This window comes from Henriciella mobilis (assembly GCF_003576285.1).
Classification (GTDB): Bacteria; Pseudomonadota; Alphaproteobacteria; order Caulobacterales; family Hyphomonadaceae; genus Henriciella; species Henriciella mobilis.
Map to the genome: position 1 here is coordinate 547210 of NZ_QWFX01000013.1, position 13780 is coordinate 560989.

At 62.6% G+C, this 13780-nt stretch carries 15 protein-coding genes; 12 read left to right on the forward strand and 3 right to left on the reverse strand.

Going from position 1 to position 13780, the window contains the following annotated elements; genetic code table 11:
• Positions 1-98: 98 nt before the first annotated feature.
• The 6 genes from D1223_RS13110 (at position 99) to D1223_RS13135 (ending at position 4286) form a co-directional block, all read left to right on the forward strand.
• Entirely contained in the window at positions 99-1613 is a 1515-nt protein-coding gene (locus D1223_RS13110) for a flavin-containing monooxygenase (protein WP_119376864.1), read from the forward strand.
• Between the two features lie 67 nt (positions 1614-1680).
• Positions 1681-2040 carry a DUF423 domain-containing protein gene (locus D1223_RS13115; RefSeq protein WP_119376865.1) on the forward strand — a complete coding sequence of 120 codons (360 nt, stop codon included), beginning with the start codon at positions 1681-1683 and terminating at the stop codon, positions 2038-2040.
• Positions 2041-2097: 57 nt separating this feature from the next.
• Complete coding sequence (locus D1223_RS13120; protein WP_119376866.1) at positions 2098-2502, forward strand: globin; 405 nt, start codon at positions 2098-2100, stop codon at positions 2500-2502.
• A 145-nt stretch (positions 2503-2647) separates the two neighbouring features.
• The gene (locus D1223_RS13125) at positions 2648-3418 is read left to right on the forward strand and encodes an SDR family NAD(P)-dependent oxidoreductase (protein ID WP_119377143.1); all 771 of its coding nucleotides are present in this window, start codon (positions 2648-2650) and stop codon (positions 3416-3418) included.
• 5 nt (positions 3419-3423) lie between these two features.
• A complete protein-coding gene (locus tag D1223_RS13130; protein ID WP_119376867.1) occupies positions 3424-3795 on the forward strand; it encodes a tRNA-binding protein in 372 nt (123 codons plus the stop codon).
• Complete coding sequence (locus D1223_RS13135; RefSeq protein ID WP_119376868.1) at positions 3792-4286, forward strand: PaaI family thioesterase; 495 nt, start codon at positions 3792-3794, stop codon at positions 4284-4286. Before D1223_RS13130 ends, D1223_RS13135 begins: the two co-directional genes overlap by 4 nt.
• A gap of 327 nt (positions 4287-4613) precedes the next feature.
• Here the strand turns inward: D1223_RS13135 and D1223_RS13140 are convergent, their stop codons facing one another.
• A complete protein-coding gene (locus tag D1223_RS13140; RefSeq protein ID WP_119376869.1) occupies positions 4614-4988 on the reverse strand; it encodes a hypothetical protein in 375 nt (124 codons plus the stop codon).
• A 236-nt stretch (positions 4989-5224) separates the two neighbouring features.
• Positions 5225-6685, reverse strand: a complete 1461-nt coding sequence (locus D1223_RS13145; protein WP_119376870.1) for an AMP-binding protein — start codon at positions 6683-6685, stop codon at positions 5225-5227.
• Positions 6686-6857: 172 nt separating this feature from the next.
• Between D1223_RS13145 and D1223_RS13150 the strand changes: the two genes are divergently transcribed.
• Together D1223_RS13150 and D1223_RS13155 are read left to right on the forward strand one after the other, a co-directional pair.
• Complete coding sequence (locus D1223_RS13150; RefSeq protein WP_119376871.1) at positions 6858-7349, forward strand: hypothetical protein; 492 nt, start codon at positions 6858-6860, stop codon at positions 7347-7349.
• A 67-nt stretch (positions 7350-7416) separates the two neighbouring features.
• Positions 7417-9510 (forward strand): TonB-dependent receptor domain-containing protein, encoded by a 2094-nt coding sequence (locus D1223_RS13155; RefSeq protein ID WP_119376872.1) that lies wholly within the window; start codon positions 7417-7419, stop codon positions 9508-9510.
• Between the two features lie 48 nt (positions 9511-9558).
• Here the strand turns inward: D1223_RS13155 and D1223_RS13160 are convergent, their stop codons facing one another.
• On the reverse strand, positions 9559-9837 hold the full coding sequence (locus D1223_RS13160) for a hypothetical protein (protein ID WP_119376873.1): 279 nt from the start codon (positions 9835-9837) through the stop codon (positions 9559-9561).
• Positions 9838-10130: 293 nt separating this feature from the next.
• Between D1223_RS13160 and groES the strand changes: the two genes are divergently transcribed.
• The 4 genes from groES to D1223_RS13180 all read left to right on the forward strand — a co-directional run bounded on the left by groES (position 10131) and on the right by D1223_RS13180 (position 13675).
• Positions 10131-10418, forward strand: coding sequence for a co-chaperone GroES (groES, locus tag D1223_RS13165; protein ID WP_119376874.1), 288 nt, complete (start codon positions 10131-10133; stop codon positions 10416-10418).
• 59 nt (positions 10419-10477) lie between these two features.
• Entirely contained in the window at positions 10478-12127 is a 1650-nt protein-coding gene (gene groL / locus D1223_RS13170; RefSeq protein ID WP_119376875.1) for a chaperonin GroEL, read from the forward strand.
• A gap of 159 nt (positions 12128-12286) precedes the next feature.
• Positions 12287-12904 carry a YceI family protein gene (locus D1223_RS13175; RefSeq protein ID WP_158588482.1) on the forward strand — a complete coding sequence of 206 codons (618 nt, stop codon included), beginning with the start codon at positions 12287-12289 and terminating at the stop codon, positions 12902-12904.
• 66 nt (positions 12905-12970) lie between these two features.
• A complete protein-coding gene (locus D1223_RS13180; RefSeq protein ID WP_119376877.1) occupies positions 12971-13675 on the forward strand; it encodes a CoA transferase subunit A in 705 nt (234 codons plus the stop codon).
• Positions 13676-13780: the final 105 nt, after the last annotated feature.

Below are 13780 nucleotides of genomic sequence, written 5' to 3' on the forward strand. Positions count from 1 at the left end.
ACCGACTGACGCCACGTCATCCGGGCGATTACCTATTGGACTGTCGTCTTCATGAGGTAGCCTGTCGCGAAAACAGAACAGATCGCGGAGGGAATTACATGCCTACTGGAAAAGGGACCGACGTCCTGGACGTCCTCATTGTCGGCGCAGGAATATCGGGCGTTGGTGCGGCCTATCATTTGCGCACGCGCTGTCCCGGCAAGAAGGTCGCCGTCTTCGAAGCGCTCGACAGCTTCGGCGGCACCTGGAAAGTCCACACCTATCCGGGTATTCGTTCCGACAGCGACCTCTACACGTTCGGATATCGCGACAAGCCCTGGACCGGCCCGCCGATCGCCACTGCCGATGAGATTCTCGCCTATATGGGCGAGTTTATCGAGGAGAACGACCTCGGTCCGCTGATCCATTACAATCACAAGATCACCAAGGCCGCCTGGTCATCCGAAGACAAGCTCTGGACCGTCACTTACGAAACGCCGGACGGCGCACACACCGTCCAGACCCGGTTCATGTGGATGTGTCAGGGTTATTACGACCTCGACAAAGGCTACACGCCTGACTGGGATGGCATGGACGACTTCAAGGGTGAGATCGTTCATCCGCAGAACTGGCCGGACGATATCGACCTTTCCGGCAAGAAGGTTCTCGTCATCGGATCAGGCGCCACGGCGGCGACCCTCGTGCCGAACATTGCCGACCAATGCGAACATGTGACGCTTCTCCAGCGTTCACCGACCTATTTCGTACCGGGCCGCAACGTAAACGAGCTCGCCGACGAGCTGCGGCGTCTGGAGATCGATGAGGACTGGATCCATACGATCATCCGCAAGAAGGTTCTTGTCGACCAGCACGAATTCACACAGCGGGCCAAGGACGAGTCTGAATCGGTGAAAGATGAATTGCTGGCGGGCGTGCAGGCCTTTCTCGGGGAAGACTTCGATATGAGCCACTTCACGCCGCATTACCGGCCTTGGCAGCAACGTATCGCCTTCGTCCCTGATGGGGACATCTTCCAGGGCATCGCCAGTGGCAAGGCCAGCATCGTCACCGACCATATCGACCGGTTCGTGCCGGAAGGAATCAGGCTGACATCGGGGGATGTGCTCGAAGCCGATGTGATCATCACCGCAACAGGCTTCAATCTGAAATTCCTTGGCAACATCCCGTTCGAGGTGGACGGCAAGCCTGTCGCCTGGAACGATCAGCTGACCTGGCGTGGCATGATGATCGAGGATGTCCCCAACATGCTGTTTGTGTTCGGATATTTCCGCGCCAGCTGGACACTTCGTGTCGACCTGCTTGGTGACTTCATGGTCCGGTTACTTAAGCATATGGACGAGGTCGGCGCCGTAGAAGTCTGCCCGAAGGTTCCAGCCGGCGTCCAGGCAAAGGAACGCCTCAGCTGGATGAATCCGGACGACTTCAACCCCGGTTACCTCAAGCGCGGCGAACACCTGATGCCGAAGCGGGCCGATCATCCCGAGTGGCAGCATACCCAGGACTACTGGCACGAGAAGGATGACCTGCCGGAAATCGATCTCGGTGGAGATGTCTTCGAATACTCCGATGCCCAGGGCCACACCATCGACACGCACAAGGCCGATGCCGCCTGAGATGAAGCTTCGCCGCATAGGCGCATCGGCAAACACACGGTAAGAGGCGGACAGAAAGGATTCCTGCATGCCGCCTCTTTCCTTCTTCGCCGCCCTGTTCGGGTTTGTCGGTGTCGCACTGGGTGCGTTCGGCGCACATGGGCTGAAGGGCCAGTTCACGCCCCAGGCCGAAGCCTGGTGGGACACGGGAACGTTCTACCTTCTTATCCATGCTGTCGCCGCACTTGTGATCGGCCTGACCGGCAGGAAGGACGAGGTCCTGGCAGGTGGCTGGGCCATGATCATAGGCTCGGCGATCTTCTCCTCGACGCTCTACTTCCTCGCCTTGGGCGCACCGCGGTGGTTTGGTGCCATCACGCCTATTGGCGGCCTGGCATTACTGGCCGGGTGGGCGCTCGTCCTGGTAGGCGTTTTGCGGTCTGCCTGACGCTTCACCGGTCTGGTAAACTTTCTACAGGGCGTGCGAACATATAAGGTGAAAACCATGGACCAGGCCGAGATTGTCATCGACACATTCGAGAAGGTCGCGGCCCGCGCAGGCGATCCGCATGACCTGATTTATGCCCGCCTTTTCGAACGCCATCCGCATTTCGAAGACCTCTTCGCCATGGACACGGATGGCGGCATTCGCGCGAATATGCTCACGACAAGCCTGAACTGCCTACTCGGGGTCGCCGAAGGCAGCGAAACACCGCGGCTCGAACTGGAAGCGGCCCGGCTGCACCATGAAGGCTATGGCCTGGGGAGCGGCGATATCGACGAGATGTTCGAGATCATTCGAGACGTCTTCCGTGACGTGCTGGCTGACGACTGGACGCCAGCCGCTGAAACATCGTGGAGTGCTGTGCTCGATCAGATCAGCCGTATCGGCCGCGACCTGGACAGCTGACCGCTTGCATCACCAGCCGTCCGCGCCCCTTCTTGCAGATGCATCGCAGATTTTCCAGGCGCACCCTCCTGCCGGGGATTGGCAGGACGCGTGTTTTGAATAAGGTGCCGGCGATACTACACACGTGAAATAAATGGAGGAAATCATGGCCAGTCTCTTCGACATGAGCGGGAAGGTCGCCGTCATAACGGGCTCCTCGCGCGGAATCGGCAAGGCGATTGCCGAGCAGATGGCCGAACAGGGCGCCAAGGTCGTCATCTCGTCGCGCAAGCCCGGCCCCTGTCAGGAGGTTGCTGGCGAGCTGAACGAGAAGCATGGCGAGGGAACAGCCATCGCCGTGCCCGCCAATATTTCCTCCAAGGAAGACCTCACCAACCTTGTCGACGAGACCCGCAAGGCATTCGGCAAGATCGATGTTCTGGTCTGCAACGCTGCCTCGAACCCCTATTACGGCCCGATGGAAGAGATCGGCGACGAGCAGTTCGAGAAGATCCTGTCCAACAACATTATTTCCAATCACTGGCTGATCCAGCTGGTTGCGCCGGAGATGAAGGCGCGCAAAGACGGCGCCATCGTCATCATTTCCTCGATCGGCGGCCTCAAGGGCTCCCCGGTCATTGGCGCCTACAACATCTCCAAGGCCGCCGACTTCCAGCTGGCCCGCAACTACGCCATCGAACTCGGCCCCCACAATATCCGCGTCAACTGCGTCGCTCCAGGCCTGATCAAGACCGATTTTGCCCGCGCCCTCTGGGAAAATCCCGAAAATGCAGAGCGGATCGAGAAAGGCACCCCGATGCGCCGGATCGGTGACCCGGTCGACATTGCCGGCGCGGCGATCTTCCTGGCGTCCGATGCCGGCAAATACATGGCCGGCCAGATGATCGTCGTCGATGGCGGCTCGGTCATCGTCTAATCGCCATGCACAAGACTGACCTTCCCGGAAACCCGCCGGAAGCCGAAACCGATTTCGACACGTTCAGGCGGGTCGATATCCGCGTCGGTACGATCCTCGAAGCCGCCCCGCTCGAGGGCGCCCGCAAGCCGGCCATTCGCCTGCTCATCGATTTCGGCGAAGGCGTGGGCACGAAGAAGAGCTCGGCCCAGATCACCGATCACTATTCGCCCGACCAGCTTGTCGGACGCCAGGTTGCCGCTGTCGTGAACTTCCCGCCGCGCCAGATCGGCAAGTTCATGTCCGAGGTCCTCACGCTCGGCTTTCCCGACACTGACGGCGCAATCGTCCTTTTCTCACCGGATACACCGGTCCCGAACGGAGCCCGCCTCGCATGAGCCTTGATGTCGATACCAGCCAGTTTTCGCCGCACTTCCAGCCCTTCCTGGAAGGCCTTCTCAGCGGCGACTGGCCGAACAAGCCCAAGGGCCTGCAAAAGCTCGGCATCATGCCGGAGAACTGGCTGAAGCATATCGAGCCCGGCCATGTGCGCTATGTCTGGCCGAATGACGGCTCTCACGACATCCAGCCGGGCCGTACCTTCGGTGGCTGGGTCGGCGCGCTGTCGGACCATGTGGTCTCCATCTGCATGTTCTCCGGGCTCACCGAGGGCGAGGCCTTCACCACGCAGGACCTGCAGATCAAGCTGTTCCGCCCTGTCTCCCTGGGCGACATCACCATCGAGGCGCACCTTATCAATCGCTCGCGCACAACCGGCTATGTCGAGGCCGAGTGGCGCCTGCCGGATGGAAAGCTGGCCGCAAAAATCCTGGCCTGGAAAGCGATCCGGTCCATCGAAGCGATACACGGCCAACGCCCGGCAGGCTGATGAAGCGGCGCCAGCACCAGCGCCCGCAGCGTCCGTTGGGACGTGCGGCGTGCTGGTTTTGATCCCCGCTTCGCGATGGATCGCGCTCAGGGAGTCTTTGGTTTTGATCCCCGCTTCGCGATGGATCGCGCTCAGGGCTGTCTTTTCTTTTGATCCCCGCTTCGCGATGGATCGCGCTCAGGGCTGTCTTTTCTTTTGATCCCCGCTTCGCGGTGGATCGGGCTCAGGGCTGTTTGTTTTGATCCCCGCTTCGCGATGGATCGGGCTCAGGGCTGTTTGAAACATCAGTCCGCATGGTGAGCGAAGTCGAACCACGCGGACGGGAGGTCAGCTCGAATCCAGAAAGGCCGGTCCGGCGGCCGTACAATTCGGGTCTGATTCCAGTACGAGAACAGTCCAATTCCGGTATGATTCCAGTCTGGCGCCGAGTGCGGCGAGAAACCCGCCCGGCGCGAGCCTTTCCCACGGCGCACGCGGCGCGAAATTCGTCCAGTCATCGGGGTCCGGCCGGTCACCAGACAGCTGAAGCGTGATCACCAGCCGGCCATTGGGCAGCACGGCGACACCGAGCATCCCAACCGGGTTCGCGGCCCGGTAGGCGCGATAATACCGCTCGAACCGCCAGACTTCGAGGAAGAAGACCGGCCAGTAGTAGAGCGGCAGCAAGGCCAGCGTTTCAAGAATCCAGGCGCGGGTCAGCATGGCCCGAATTGGACCACGGGTTTTGTGGGGGTGGGATGAATTAGCGCCTCTCCCTTCTCCCTCGGGAGAGTGCGCAGGGAGAAGCATCGCATGTCGATGCGCCGGAGCACGGGGATGAGGGGGACTGGTTTGGAAAGGATCGCGCCCGGCATACAGGCCTGCATCCCCTCTCCCCAACTCCTCTCCCCCGGGAGAGGGGAAAAGTCAGCGCGGTCCGGCGGTTCCTCTCGGCCTGATCATGCCGTTTGGCTGAGCCGCGCCTGGCGGAGTGCGCTGCGCCGGGACTTACCGGCATCGTCGCGCAGCGGCTCGGTCACCACTTCGATGGAGCGAGGCAGCTTGTAGCGCACCAGCCGCTCGGCGAGGTGGGCCATGAAGGCGTCCTCATCCAGCGTACCGCCCGGTACATCGACAATAGCGTGCAGGCGTGCGCCCATATCCTCGTCCGGCAGTCCGATGACGGCGGAACTGCGCACGCCGGGCCACGAATCGATCGCCGCTTCGACTTCCGCCGGATAGATGTTCGCGCCGCCGACGACGATCATGTCGGAACGCCGGTCGCTGAGATAGAGATACCCCTCCTCATCCATCCAGCCCATGTCGCCGAGGCTCTCCCAACCGCCCTCGATCGCCTTGGGTTCGGCGCCGAGATAGTAATAGCTCGTCCCGGGCCCGGCGAGCGGACGCATGAACACCTCGCCGACCTCGCCGGGGGCGACGGGGTTCCCGTCCTCATCGACGATCTTCATCTCGCAGGTCTCGACGGGCCGGCCAACGGAGCCCTTGTGAGTCAGCCATTCGGTGCCCTGGATGGTCGTCGATCCCTGCCCCTCAGTGCCGCCATAAAGTTCCCAGATGACTTCCGGGCCGAGCCAGTCGATGAAGGCCTGCTTAAGCCAGGGCGGACAGGGCGCGGCAAGGTGCCAGAGCGCCTTCAGGCTGGAGAGGTCATAGCGCGCGCGCACCTCCGGCGGCAGGGCCCAGATCCGGCGCATCATGGTCGGCACCATGTAGGCCGTCTCCAGCTTGAGCCGGTCGATCAGCTGCAGCGTCTGCTCCGCGTCGAAGCGCGTCGTCACGGCGACCGTGGCGCCCTTGAACAGCGCGATCATTGCCCAAAGGAAGGGGCCGTTATGGTAAAGCGGGCCGGGCACCAGCATCGATCCCTGCTTGCGGATTTCCAGGAAGTCGGGATCGGGATCCCAGGCGGCGGGCTGGCGCGACACGATCAGTTTCGGCCGCCCCGTCGACCCGCCGGACGTCATCGCCTTGAAGGAGTCGGCGGTCTTCTCCGGCAGGGGCGCATCCGACAGGCTGGCATCGGGTTCGAAGCCCGGCTCGACCGAAGCCATGTCGGGATACTCGCCCGCCGGGACACCGACGACGAGTTTCGGCTTGCCGAGCTCAATGATCTGGTCGCGCTCGAACTTCGGCAGCTTCGCGGAGATGGGCTGCGGTGTCGCGCCGAGCTTCCAGGCTGCGAAGGCGGCCTCGAAGAATTCGACGCCGTTCGGCAGCGCGATGGTGACGAAATCGTTCTCACCGACCCCGAGGGCGGCATAGGCGCGGGCCAGCCGGTTTGTCCGCGCTTCGAGCTCATGCCAGGTGCGCTGGTCGCCTTCATGGTCTACCGCGACCCGGTCCGGCTGGATCTCGGCCCAATGCGCCAGGATGCGCGACAGGGAAATATTCGCCACGTGTTTCCTCCACTCCTTGTGCGGCCCGGATATCTCCGGGCTCTGTTTCTGGTATGGGCTATACGGGCTAGGCGGCAGTCCGGCAATGTGCACGCAAGCCTGCCGCTTGTGTGGCAATTTGCGCTGCCCGGAGCCAGTGGATCGAGGCCGCGCAAGAGACTACGAAACGCGGATGACGTGCCCGGCTCCTCTTCGCGCGGTCCAGCTGCTGACCTTTGCCTTCGTGGCATTGATCACGCTGCGCGGGCTTGTGCCGGATGGCTATATGCTCGACCGCTCGCCGGAGACCGGCGCCATCGTCCTGCGTATCTGCGGCGGGCTGCATGAGATGGATCGCGGCCCTGCGGCAGCGCCCGCGACCGGCGGACATACCAGTCACCAGATGCATGATCATCAGGCTCATGGCGCATCCATGCCAACCGGGGAGGCCGAACCACATGGCATGACGGACGGCCAGCCGGGCGACATGCCCGAGCATGAGCAGCAAGGCGCCATGTGCCCGTTCGCCCTGTCCTCCCTGATGGATACAGTCGCCGCGCCGGCCCTGCCGGCGATGATCGCCATCCGCCAGCCGATGCTTGGCGGCAAACCCTATACCCGGCCGGCCGTGCGCCCCTCGGCGCGCCCGCCCATGCCGCCGCGAAGCCCGCCTGCCGCCGTCTGATCGTTTCCAGAATTCCATTCCAACGAACAGACAGCCTGCACGCCCGTGCGGGCCTTCAGGATATATCATGACTTACAAACTCGTCGCAGGCGCGAGCCTGCTGGCGCTTGGCGCAGCCGTTCAGGCCGCGTCGGCGCAGGAATCGGCGCCTGCCCTGCAGGACGTCATCATCGTCACCGGCTCCAGGTACGACACCGCAACCCAGACCGGCATTGCCCCCGATGCCAGCCCGCTCGACGGGGCCGACATCACCCGGCTGGCCGCGCGCACACCCGGCGGCGCCCGGCTCTCGAACGGGGAGCTGTCCGGCCAGATGGCCTATCGCGGCCTCTCAGGCGAACGCCTGAACCTGCGCGTCGACGGCCAGCGCTTTGCCTCGGGCGGTCCGAACCTGATGGACCCGGTGTTCCATTACGCCCCCGCCCCGCTCGTCAGCGCGGTGATCATCGACCGGGGCGTCAGCCCGGTCTCGGAAGGCCCGGGGCTCGCCGGGGGCGCGGACGCCGTCTTCAAGCGACAGGACTTTACAGACGGGCCGGGCGCCGACTTCGGCTACGACCTCACCGCCAGCGCGCGCTCGGTGAATGACGGCCTCTCGGTCGGCGGCATGGCCGGCGCCTCAACGGACCGCTGGCGCTTCAACCTGCTCGGCGCCTATGAGGATGCCAGTGACACCGACTATGGCGATGGCACGATTGGCGGATCGTCCTTCCAGCGGAGTGTCTATGGCCTGTCGGCCGGGGCGAAGCTCGGCATCGGTGAGGTCGGTCTCGATCTTCGCCGTCACGAGGCGGACCCGTCGGGCAACCCGCCCTTCCCGATGGATATCCAGTATGTCGATACCGACTTCGCCAAGCTGTCCTACAAGGCGGATCTGGACGGCGTCACGGTGAACGCGTCGGTCAACTACACCGATGTCGACCACCTGATGGACAATTTCAGCCTGCGGCCCTCGCCCGCCCCGATGCAGACCCGGGCAACCTTTACCGAGGCGACCACGCGCGGCGCTGAACTCAGTGCCAGCTTCGACTGGCAGGGCGGCGAGCTGGAGATCGGCACCGACACGGCCCGCGCCGAGCATGACGCGATCATCACCAACCCGAATATGGCGGCCTTCTTCGTGACGCCCTTCCCGGATGTGACGATCGACCGGACGGGCGCGTTCGCGCAATGGACCGGCACCATCGGCCCGGTGGAAAGCGAGCTGGGCGTTAGGGCCGACTGGCATGATCACGATGCGGGCGACGCGTCGCTGGCCACCATGCTGCCCCCGCCGGCGCAGATGCTGGCCGCCGTCTTCAACGCCAGCGACCGCAGCACGCAGGACACCACCGTGGATGCGGTCGCGCGCATCTGGACGCCGGAGCGCAATGGCCTGTCCTGGCGCGCAACGCTTGCCCGCAAGCAGGCCATGCCGGGCTACATCCAGCGCTTTGGCTGGTTGCCGATCAGCGCCAGCGGCGGCCTCGCCGACGGCAACATCTATGTCGGCGATCTCGGGGTCGATCCGGAGACGGCGCTGATTGCCGAAGCCGGGTTCGATTATGCGGCGCCCGCGCTCTATGCGCGGCCAACCGTCTATGTTCGCCAGATCGACGATTACATCCAGGGCGTGCTCTATGATTCGTCACCTGGCATCGCCGACACACCGGTCGAGATGATCGCCAGCATGAATGGCGACCCGACGCCGCTGCGCTGGGCCAATGTCGATGCGCGGCTGTATGGCTTCGACCTGGATGCCGGCTACGATTTTGACGGGCCGCTGCGCCTTGATGGCGTGCTGAGCTATGTCCGGGGCGAACGCCGCGACATAGACGACAATCTCTACCGGATCGCGCCGGCCAGCCTGACGCTGGACCTGACCTGGGAGGCCGACAGCTGGTCAGCGACCTTCGAAACGCGGGCTGCCGCCGAGCAGGACAAGGTGTCTGCCACCAATGAGGAGGCCGCGACACCCGGCTATGTCGTGCTCAATCTCTATGGCGACTGGCAGGTGAAGGACGGCGTGACAGTCTCGGCGGGCATCGAGAACCTGCTCGACCATGTCTATCGCGACCATCTCGCCGGCTATAACCGCAACGGGTTCGGCGATGTCGCTCTCGGCACACGCCTGCCCGGCGCCGGGCGCGGCGCCTTCATAAGGCTGTCGCTCAAGGGCTAGGCTGTCTGTGGCCAGCCTGGCCTGCGCGCCGGGCTGGCCACCATCCCGCTAGTTCAGTTTCTGGATCTTAAGTTCCTCGTCCACCCAGCGCACCTGCGCCGGACGGAGCATGTCGTTATGCGCGATGTTGATGGAGTGGATGACCGCCTCGATCTCGCGGCGCCAGTGGTCGAGAAACTGTGCGAGGCGCGGGAATTTCGGCGCCATGTCCACGGTCTGCCAGACGAAGCTCTGAAGGAGTTTTGGAAAGTCTGGCCTGTAGTAAATGATTTCAGCTGTCAGAAGCCCGCCCCCGGAAAGCTGTTTCCTGAAATCGTCGTGCTGCATTCAGTGATTCCTTCTGTCATGCGGTTGATCCGCATACAGAAGTGTGCCAGAGACGCGGCGCCTGTCAAGAAATGTATATATTTCAATATGTTAGCAGCCGTTAAGCGTGGCTGCCAGCACGCCCGGCCGGCAGGTTCGGACAGCCTTCCCGAATATCGCAAAAATTTCAGCTTTTCCCCCGTTGACGCCAGCGCGCGCGCTTCCTAATTCAACGCCGTTAGCAGTCACCCCAGGTGAGTGCTAATCCTGTTTTCATTGCCCAGTCAGGGTAACAGTCAAAGGTAGGAAAGCACATGAAGTTCCGTCCATTGCATGACCGCGTTCTCGTCAAACGCGTCGAGGAAGAAGCAAAGACCGCTGGCGGCATCATCATCCCCGATACCGCCAAGGAAAAGCCGCAGGAAGGCGAAGTCATCGCCGTCGGCAAAGGCGCTGTCGGTGACGACAATGAAGTCATCCCGCTGGAAGTCAAAGCTGGCGACCGCATCCTGTTCGGCAAATGGTCCGGCACGGAAGTGAAAGTCGACGGTCAGGACCTCCTGATCATGAAGGAAAGCGACATCCTCGGCATCGTCGAGTAACGCAACCCCTTCCCCAACAATCCCAAGACCAAGACGTAATCTGAAAAAGGAATACGAATATGGCTGCAAAACACGTCAAATTCGGCACCGATGCGCGCGAGCGCATGCTGAAAGGTGTCGACACCCTTGCAAATGCGGTGAAAGTCACCCTCGGCCCGAAAGGCCGTAACGTTGTCATCGAGAAGTCCTTCGGCGCCCCGCGCACCACGAAGGACGGTGTCACCGTCGCAAAGGAAATCGAACTGGAAGACAAGTTCGAGAATATGGGCGCACAGATGCTGCGCGAAGTCGCTTCCAAGGCCAATGATGTTGCCGGTGACGGCACCACGACCGCCACGGTGCTCGCCCAGTCCATCGTCCGCGAAGGCATGAAGCGCGTCGCCGCCGGCATGAACCCGATGGACCTGAAGCGCGGTATCGACAAGGCGTCTGCCGAAGTCGTTTCCGACCTCGCCCATCATTCCCGCAAGGTGAAAGAGAACAGCGAGATCTCGCAAGTCGGCTCGATCTCCGCAAATGGCGACCGCGAAATCGGCGACATGATCGCCAAGGCCATGGAAAAGGTCGGCAATGAAGGCGTGATCACGGTCGAGGAAGCCAAGTCCCTCGAAACCGAACTCGACGTCGTCGAAGGCATGCAGTTCGACCGCGGCTACCTCAGCCCGTACTTCGTGACCAATCCGGACAAGATGAGCGTCGAACTCGAAGACCCGTTCATCCTGCTGCACGAGAAGAAGCTCTCCTCGCTCCAGCCGATGCTGCCGATCCTCGAGCAGGTCGTCCAGAGCCAGCGCCCGCTGCTGATCATCGCTGAAGATGTCGATGGCGAAGCGCTCGCAACGCTGGTCGTCAACAAGCTGCGCGGCGGCCTCAAGGTTGCAGCCGTGAAGGCCCCTGGCTTCGGCGACCGCCGCAAGGCCATGCTGCAGGACATCGCAGTCCTGACCGGCGGCCAGGTCATCTCCGAAGACCTCGGCATCAAGCTGGAGAACATCTCCATCGACATGCTGGGCACGGCCAAGAAGGTCGAGATCGACAAGGACAACACGACCATCGTCGACGGTGCTGGCGAGAAAGCCGACATCGAAGCGCGCGTTGGCCAGATCAAGAAGCAGATCGAAGACACCTCGTCCGACTATGACAAGGAGAAGCTCCAGGAGCGCCTTGCCAAACTCGCCGGCGGTGTTGCCGTGATCAAGGTCGGCGGTGCCACCGAGGTCGAAGTGAAGGAACGCAAGGACCGCGTCGACGACGCGCTCAACGCAACCCGCGCTGCCGTCGAAGAAGGCGTCATTCCGGGTGGCGGCGTTGCCCTGCTCCGGGCTGCCCAGAACATCGACGTGAAGGGCGAGAACGCTGACGAGCAAGCTGGCATCGACATCGTCCGCAAGGCCCTCGAAGCCCCGGTCCGCCAGATCGTCCAGAACGCTGGCCTCGAAGGCTCGGTCGTTGTGGCCAACATCCTCGCCCAGAAAGACCGCGGTTACGGCTTCAACGCCCAGACCGAGGAATATGGCGACATGTACAAGATGGGCATCATCGACCCGGCCAAGGTTGTCCGCTCTGCCCTGCAGAACGCAGCCTCTGTTGCTGGCCTGCTGATCACCACCGAAGCTGGCGTTGCCGAAGCTCCGAAGAAGGAAGGCGAAGGCGCCGGTGGCATGCCCGACATGGGCGGCATGGGTGGCATGGGCGGCATGGGCTTCTAGGTCCGGCCTCCCTGGACGGCGACGGCGGCGGCCCCCAATCCCGCTGCCAAGGCCAACATCCAGACCCAATCAAGGGCGGTGCTTCGGCGCCGCCCTTTTTTCATGCGTGAAATCGGGGCCGGCCGGGCTAGATTGGACCTGTCAGCAAGGGAGCCCGCCATGCCCAGTCACCTGTTAAAATCAGCCTTCGCCGCCCTGGCGCTCAGCCTGGCCGGCTGCGCCGCGCTGCTCACGCCTGATGTCGAGGCGACGCCAGAGGCCCTGCGCCCGGGCGCCTATGAACTCGACACCGCGCATGCTGCGCTGGTCTTCAAGATCGGCCATATGGGCTTTTCCGACTTTGTCGGCCGTTTCGACGACTTCGATGCCAGCCTCGACTTCGACGCTGAAAATCCAGAGAGCACGCGCCTGGAAGCCATTGTCGACATGACCAGCCTCAACCTGCCGGACAAGGATTTCGCCGCAACCTTGATGGGGCCCGGCTGGTTTGACGCCGAGGCCTACCCGCAAGCCATCTTTCGCTCGACCGGCATCGAGGTGACGGGCGAGGCGACCGGCCGGGTGACCGGCGATCTAACCCTGCATGGGCAGACCCATCCGGTCTCGCTGGAAGTGACCTTTAACGGCGGAGCGAATGACACGCTGCGCGGCGCCTATGTCACCGGCTTTTCCGCGACCGCCACGATCAACCGCTCGGACTTCGGCATCAGCAAGTTTGTCGGGCCCGTGTCTGATGAGGTCGAGCTGATCATCGAAGTCGAGTTCATGCGGGAATAGGGTTCTCGAATTTCAACAAGCGTTGAGGGTTGCATCCGCAACTGACCATGCGTAAGGATCGCGGCCATGAGCAAGATCTACAAGACAGCCGCAGACGCGCTTGATGGCGTGCTTTTCGACGGCATGACAATCGCCGCCGGAGGCTTTGGTCTCTGCGGTATCCCCGAGCTTTCCATCGCTGCTATCCGCGCGGCTGGCACGAAGGATCTGACCATCTACTCCAACAATGCCGGCGTCGACGGCTTCGGCCTTGGCGTGCTGCTGGAAAGCAAGCAGGTGAAGAAGATGGGCTCGTCCTATGTCGGCGAGAACAAGGAGTTCATGCGCCAGTATCTCGGCGGGGAACTGGAGCTGGAATTCAATCCGCAGGGCACGCTGGCCGAAAGGATGCGCGCCGGCGGGGCCGGCATTGCCGGCTTCTACACCAAGACCGGCTATGGCACGCAGATCGGCGAAGGCAAGGAAGTGAAGGTCTTCAACGGCGAACACTACATCCTCGAAGAGGGCATCTTCGCCGACCTCGCCATCGTGAAGGCCTGGAAGGCGGACACGACAGGCAATGCCATCTTCCGCAAGACGGCCCGCAACTTCAATGAGCCCGCCGCCATGTGCGGCAAGGTCTGCGTCATGGAAGTCGAGGAGATCGTCGAGCCGGGTGAACTGGACCCGAACCATATCCACCTGCCCGGCGTCTTCGTGCACCGGCTGGTACAGGGCGAGTTCGAGAAGCGTATCGAGCAGCGCACGACCCGGAAGCGCGAAGAGGGCTGATGCCGTCCCAACCAGCCTACCGGTCTGAAATCAGAGGTTTGGATATACATGATAAAGCATCTGCTCTCCGGGCTTTCGGCACTCCTGGTTTGTGCGTGCCAGAAC

Coding starts and splice junctions, on each gene's coding strand:
- groL (WP_119376875.1), top strand. CDS start 10,478: ATGGCTGCAAAACACGTCAAATTCGGCACCGATGCGCGCGAGCGCATG.
- D1223_RS13150 (WP_119376871.1), top strand. CDS start 6,858: ATGACGTGCCCGGCTCCTCTTCGCGCGGTCCAGCTGCTGACCTTTGCC.
- D1223_RS13125 (WP_119377143.1), top strand. CDS start 2,648: ATGGCCAGTCTCTTCGACATGAGCGGGAAGGTCGCCGTCATAACGGGC.
- D1223_RS13175 (WP_158588482.1), top strand. CDS start 12,287: ATGCCCAGTCACCTGTTAAAATCAGCCTTCGCCGCCCTGGCGCTCAGC.
- D1223_RS13155 (WP_119376872.1), top strand. CDS start 7,417: ATGACTTACAAACTCGTCGCAGGCGCGAGCCTGCTGGCGCTTGGCGCA.
- D1223_RS13130 (WP_119376867.1), top strand. CDS start 3,424: ATGCACAAGACTGACCTTCCCGGAAACCCGCCGGAAGCCGAAACCGAT.
- D1223_RS13180 (WP_119376877.1), top strand. CDS start 12,971: ATGAGCAAGATCTACAAGACAGCCGCAGACGCGCTTGATGGCGTGCTT.
- D1223_RS13160 (WP_119376873.1), bottom strand. CDS start 9,837: ATGCAGCACGACGATTTCAGGAAACAGCTTTCCGGGGGCGGGCTTCTG.
- D1223_RS13115 (WP_119376865.1), top strand. CDS start 1,681: ATGCCGCCTCTTTCCTTCTTCGCCGCCCTGTTCGGGTTTGTCGGTGTC.
- groES (WP_119376874.1), top strand. CDS start 10,131: ATGAAGTTCCGTCCATTGCATGACCGCGTTCTCGTCAAACGCGTCGAG.
- D1223_RS13110 (WP_119376864.1), top strand. CDS start 99: ATGCCTACTGGAAAAGGGACCGACGTCCTGGACGTCCTCATTGTCGGC.
- D1223_RS13120 (WP_119376866.1), top strand. CDS start 2,098: ATGGACCAGGCCGAGATTGTCATCGACACATTCGAGAAGGTCGCGGCC.
- D1223_RS13135 (WP_119376868.1), top strand. CDS start 3,792: ATGAGCCTTGATGTCGATACCAGCCAGTTTTCGCCGCACTTCCAGCCC.
- D1223_RS13140 (WP_119376869.1), bottom strand. CDS start 4,988: ATGCTGACCCGCGCCTGGATTCTTGAAACGCTGGCCTTGCTGCCGCTC.